Source organism: Desulfovulcanus sp. (assembly GCF_982781345.1).
The window spans coordinates 1-1,965 of the sequence record NZ_CEYAEZ010000122.1; the positions used below are offsets into that span (position 1 = coordinate 1).

Here is a 1,965-nt window from a genome sequence, read left to right on the forward strand (position 1 = left end):
GGTAATAAAAAAATAAGTGACTACTTAATTGATAATAAAATTCCATTAAATGAAGATGCATTATCGTTTAACATGACATTTCATAAAGTTGGTGGTTCAATTGTTGCAGATGTTGATAGGGAAGAAGAAATATCTCTTCCCGTCCATGTTGAACCGGTTAAGCTTGAACCCGGGCAGGAGTTGGTTCTCCGCCGGCATGGCGGAGGCCGAGAACAAGTAAAGATTGTTGGATTCCATAACGGCAGACTTATTCTCAGAAAAGGCGAAGGTAGGTTCTGTCGACGGAAAGCCGAAACAGTACGTCGCCTCATCGTGTCGTGATATATGCGAAAAGATATGGAAGACACTTTAGTTTATAGGCGTGAGGCGTCGCTACGCTCCGCCTCGCGCCCCTCTTTTCTGAGATCATCAATTTTTGGTGGTCTGAGAAGAGGGGAGATTGTCAAAAGGATTTAGAAATTCAGGGGTTTAATTAAAGAGTTCAAAAATTAGCAGTCAAGACTCTTGACTGCTAATTTTTGTTTTGCTAAAATGATAATATGATGCGAATATACGAATTGATACGAATGATGCGAATATGCGAATATGCGAATAAAGTAATCCAGATAAATTTATATGGCACAAATTACCCAACGGCAAAAATTTATTTTAGATAAAATAATTCAAGAATATATTCAGGCAGCTGTGCCTGTGAGCTCTCAGGTCTTGGAGCAAAAATATGAGATTGGGATTAAGCCCGCAACCATTCGTTTGGAACTGCAACGATTGACTGATTTGGGTTATTTGCTTCAGCCCCATGTTTCAGCAGGTAGAGTGCCGACTGACAGGGGATACCGCTTTTTTGTTGACGAGGTTCTGGAAGAAGAAAAAAGAACTTTTCCTGAAAAGAAAATTTTAGAGAAAATTTCTGTCTTTGAAAAGGAATTATCTGATTCTTTTAAGTTTTTTTCAGAACTGACCAAAATTTTAGCTGATTTTTCTTCAGCCGTGGCCTTGACTTATGTTGCCAGGGAAGGAATCCTCTTTAAGGAAGGATGGACAGGGGCCTTTAAGGAGCCGGAATTTCACGATTTAAATTGCGCCCGGGATTTTGCTATAATGATTCAGGAGCTGGAAAAAAGCATAGACGAATTTTTAAACGGCGGCAAAGGAAAAACCCGGTTGAAAATTTTTATCGGCAGGGAAAATAAAATTCCCTGCGCTAAGAATTTTAGCCTTATATTGAGTTCGGCTAAATTTCCCAAGAGAAGAAGGGGAATTCTGGCGCTCTTGGGCCCCAAAAGAATGGATTATCCGAGAAATATTGGCTTGATGGGTTCTTTGGTAAATTTTTTGGAAAAGTGTTAGGATTGAGTTATGAGGGTTGGAGTTTTCCAATGATGAAGAATTATGAAAAAAGGAGAAAAAGAAAAAGCGGAAATTAAATTAGAAGATTTAAAGAAAAAATTAGAGGAGTGCGAGAAATTAAAGCAGGAATATTTGGCTGGCTGGCAGAGAAGCAGAGCTGATTTTCTCAATTATAAAAAAGAGGAGACAGAAAGAATCAAGGACTTAACGCAGCATGCCAATGAATCGTTGATCCTGAAGATTTTGCCCATACTGGATAACTTTGAAAAGGCAGAGAAAGAACTGCCCGAAGACCTGAAAGACAATGATTACGTAAAAGGCCTTTTGCAAATTAGGCAGCAGCTTGAGGCCTTTCTCGGAGAGCAGGGCATAGAAAGAATAGAGACACTGGGCAAAAAGTTTGACCCTAATTTCCATGAAGCAATTGAGCAGGTTGAAAGCAAGGAAAAAGAGGCAGGCGCCATAATCGAAGAGGTGGAGCCGGGCTACTGGTATGGCTTTGTCCGGGGCTTCTATCCTGAATGGGGCTACTTCAGCGAGACAGAGCTCAAGGGGCTGATGAGAAAAGGCATGGTCTGGGAAATCAAAAAACAGGATTTGCCATACGTGAGCATCAGG

The 1,965-nt window shown here is 40.6% G+C and carries 3 protein-coding genes; all 3 read left to right on the forward strand.

Going from position 1 to position 1,965, the window contains the following annotated elements; genetic code table 11:
- Positions 1 to 321, forward strand: a 321-nt coding sequence (locus AC3WVG_RS11495; RefSeq protein WP_488798259.1) for a hypothetical protein, incomplete at its 5' end; no start/stop codon positions are given.
- A gap of 294 nt (positions 322 to 615) precedes the next feature.
- On the forward strand, positions 616 to 1,347 hold the full coding sequence (locus AC3WVG_RS11500; protein ID WP_488798260.1) for a hypothetical protein: 732 nt from the start codon (positions 616 to 618) through the stop codon (positions 1,345 to 1,347).
- 42 nt (positions 1,348 to 1,389) lie between these two features.
- A partial coding sequence (locus tag AC3WVG_RS11505) for a nucleotide exchange factor GrpE (protein WP_488798261.1) occupies positions 1,390 to 1,965 on the forward strand: 576 nt, incomplete at its 3' end.

Excerpts from the sequence above, each read along its gene's own strand:
- AC3WVG_RS11500 (WP_488798260.1), top strand. The coding sequence starts at position 616 with ATGGCACAAATTACCCAACGGCAAAAATTTATTTTAGATAAAATAATT.